We start from the raw sequence: 2,805 nt of genomic DNA, 5'->3' as shown, positions 1-2,805 counted from the left end.
ATGACTCTCACCCTGGTCATTTGCGTTGGCCGGAGTTACTTTGATATCGTCTTTTACCTACTTTTGATTTCAAATTCAAATTGTACAGATGCTCCCGCTTTCATCCCACTTCCTTTTGTTCCGGGGAATGTCTCTGCAATAACTTCCGGCAACGCGAAACGGGTGGAATCTCTGATACGGATCTCCAACCCTTGTGTTTGTTCTTGCGGTAACTCAACTGCTATTAATTGCTCAAAAACGGCTTGTACAAATTTTGTCATATTGCTGTGATGTCTTTGATGCAATGCCTGCTTCGAAATATCAAGCCCATCCCTCCGCATTAACTGCATACTCATGCCGTTAAACGATTGATCTCCATCAAATAACGCCATATCCAATAGTTCCTTGCCTCCCACTTTTCGTTTGCGTTGTATAGCCTCTGTTTTACGGGCCAGGCCATCTAACACCGTTGGTTCAAATAGTTCCGAACTCATTCGCTCGAATAATGACTGCAATTTTGCAGTTCCGATTCTTGCTCTAAAAAAATTTTATCCCTTTTTTTTCTAAAGTTGACGGCTATGCTCTCAAGAGGGGAATCGCGCTCTCCCTCGCTTTTTTTACTGTATCAATTCATCAAATACACCTTCGGCGCTTCGGCTGCCAGTTCCCAATACAGGGGTTTAATTTGCAGGCTGCTGCCTTTGGCTATTGTTACGCCGTCAAAATCAACCTCGTCGTTCGGCAGTTCGCAACCGGGGGTTGTTTCCAGCACGTAGCCTTTAAACATTGTCCAGTGGATGGCATCTAAGCGGATGTACGCTACCCGCTTGCCCTGCCGGGTGTAATGGTTAATGCAGGCGGCTACCATATCAACGGCTATGTTGCCGGTGGGTTTGTAAGGGCCTTTTTTTATCATTGTCATTTGCTGTGCTACAAATATAATCAATATACTATTTTGGAATATTAAAATCCGCAGATTTATTTTTCATCCCGTTTTACAGGGATCTTGGTGAGCTCGGTAAAGTAGTCCGCATCAATTTCCAGTCCGGCCTGTTTCAGGGTTTGGGCCACTTTGGCCAGGTTAAGGGCGTTGCTGGTTTGGCGGGTGAGGGTTTCCTGCACCTCGTCGTTGTTCTGCAATACAAACTTAACCCCTTTGGGCATCTGGCCAATGGCGGCCAGCTTGGGGAACAGCTGTTTGTTAATTACGTTCTCCATCATGCGGCCGTCCTCAATCTGCACTTCGGATAAGGCCTTTTGCACCGGACTCTCGTTACCGCCCTGCTCCGATCCTAATTTGCCCGCCGTGCTGTCCATCGCGTCCGAGTGGCCCAAAATCAGCTTGCTGATCTTTTTTTCGCAGCGTTGCTCCAGGTTGTCGTAACCATTCCAGCCGGTGCCGGCCAGGGCGGCCTCTAAAAATTCAATATCATCGTTCGGGTCGGTAATGGCATAGCCGTTGGCACCCATGTTGGCTACGGCCTGCTCCAGTTCGCCGCGTTCGGTTTCGTCCTGCTTGGTGGTTTTGGCGTGTACGTAGGGCATGGAAAAGCGCTCCACAAAATCACCGTTGTAACCCAGCAGATTACGCAGAAAAATTTCGTACAGGGCCACGTTGTAAAACAAGCCGTAGCCGCAGGGGCTTATGCCGGTTTCGCTCGGGGTGGTTACGTATACGTGCCAGTTTTTAACCTCATCGGCCCTAAAATCCTGCCCAACAACGGCATAATCGTAAGCCGTAACGTTAAACCTGTCGGGGCTTACGTTCCAGCGTTTTACAATAGATAGGTCGGGCAGGTCGTTATCAATAATATCGCCCAGCGCAATAAGCGAGTAGCCGTAAAAAATCGCGTCAAGCACATAGTTCTGAAAGTTGAGGAACCACTGGCACTCGGCCAGCGCCTTGGTAGCCTCCGGCAGCGCCTTGCCATCGGCATCCTGCAGCTCAAAGCGCCGTAAGGTGGTTAAACGCTTTCGCTTTAAGGTACAAGCCTTTACATGGCCGTTAAGGGCGGTATCCAAATACATGCGCTGCATTTTAATGCGCTGCGGGTAATAGGCCAGCTCGGCCTCGGTAATGGCATCGCGCCACATTTTAACATCGGTTTTAAGGCGCATCAGCTGCACCGGCGCCATATAGCGCGCCAGGTTATGCCTTACCGCGCCGGGCAGGGTGCTGCTACCGGCCAAGCCGTTAACCCCATCGGCCAAACCCTGCATGGGGTTGGCATAGCCCAGGCCCGGCAAATTGTTTTTTGTTGCTTTTACTCGTATTCCCATAAGGCTGTTTTGTTAATAATTGTATTGCGACCTAACCGACCCACCGTACCTGATCTTATTGCCCGCAAAGGGCTGCCTGAGCGGCAAATTGGGCGTAATATTACCCTCCCCGGCATCAATCAGCCAGTTAATGGCCTCGCGGTAATTCTCCTTGCGCAGTTCGGGTATGCTCATGGGGCTAATGCGCTGGTGAGCGTAAAACAGCACCAGGTCGGCCATAATTTGCAGCATCTGCTGGCTGCGGTTATCGCCCGGCGTCCAAAAAGCGGTATCGGTAATCAGCGTACCGGCTGGCACCGCGTACGGCTCGCCCCCATCCCACTGGTTATAACCCGGCGCGCCGGGGAAACTATTAACCGGCGGTATATTTTGCAGCTTGCCCACCTGTAGCAAGTAGCTGTCGCTGTACACTGCCGATGCCTGCAAGGCCGTATACACCTTGCCCTGGTAATACACCCGGTCGCCTTTGTTATAAGCGGCGCCAATGTTAAACCGCGGCTGCGGATAAGCCACATAGTACAGCGCGTAGCGGGGGCCAACCAACTG

At 50.9% G+C, this 2,805-nt stretch carries 4 protein-coding genes; all 4 read right to left on the bottom strand.

What is annotated here, in order from left to right; all coding sequences use genetic code 11:
- Positions 1–53: 53 nt before the first annotated feature.
- The gene (locus MUCPA_RS29400) at positions 54–473 is read right to left on the bottom strand and encodes a hypothetical protein (RefSeq protein WP_040626652.1); all 420 of its coding nucleotides are present in this window, start codon (positions 471–473) and stop codon (positions 54–56) included.
- Positions 474–604: 131 nt separating this feature from the next.
- A complete protein-coding gene (locus tag MUCPA_RS29395) occupies positions 605–901 on the bottom strand; it encodes a hypothetical protein (protein WP_008511348.1) in 297 nt (98 codons plus the stop codon).
- A gap of 56 nt (positions 902–957) precedes the next feature.
- Positions 958–2,259, bottom strand: coding sequence for a phage portal protein family protein (locus MUCPA_RS29390; RefSeq protein WP_008511349.1), 1,302 nt, complete (start codon positions 2,257–2,259; stop codon positions 958–960).
- Positions 2,260–2,271: 12 nt separating this feature from the next.
- Positions 2,272–2,805, bottom strand: a 534-nt coding sequence (locus MUCPA_RS29385; protein ID WP_040626650.1) for a hypothetical protein, incomplete at its 5' end; no start/stop codon positions are given.

The organism is Mucilaginibacter paludis DSM 18603, from assembly GCF_000166195.2.
GTDB lineage: Bacteria > Bacteroidota > Bacteroidia > Sphingobacteriales > Sphingobacteriaceae > Mucilaginibacter > Mucilaginibacter paludis.
The sequence above is the reverse complement of the archived record's forward strand: the minus strand, read 5'-3'. Positions and strand labels throughout refer to the sequence as shown.

What these genes read in the sequence shown, in the direction of transcription:
- MUCPA_RS29400 (WP_040626652.1), bottom strand. Translation starts at nt 473, where the DNA reads ATGAGTTCGGAACTATTTGAACCAACGGTGTTAGATGGCCTGGCCCGT.
- MUCPA_RS29395 (WP_008511348.1), bottom strand. Translation starts at nt 901, where the DNA reads ATGACAATGATAAAAAAAGGCCCTTACAAACCCACCGGCAACATAGCC.
- MUCPA_RS29390 (WP_008511349.1), bottom strand. Translation starts at nt 2,259, where the DNA reads ATGGGAATACGAGTAAAAGCAACAAAAAACAATTTGCCGGGCCTGGGC.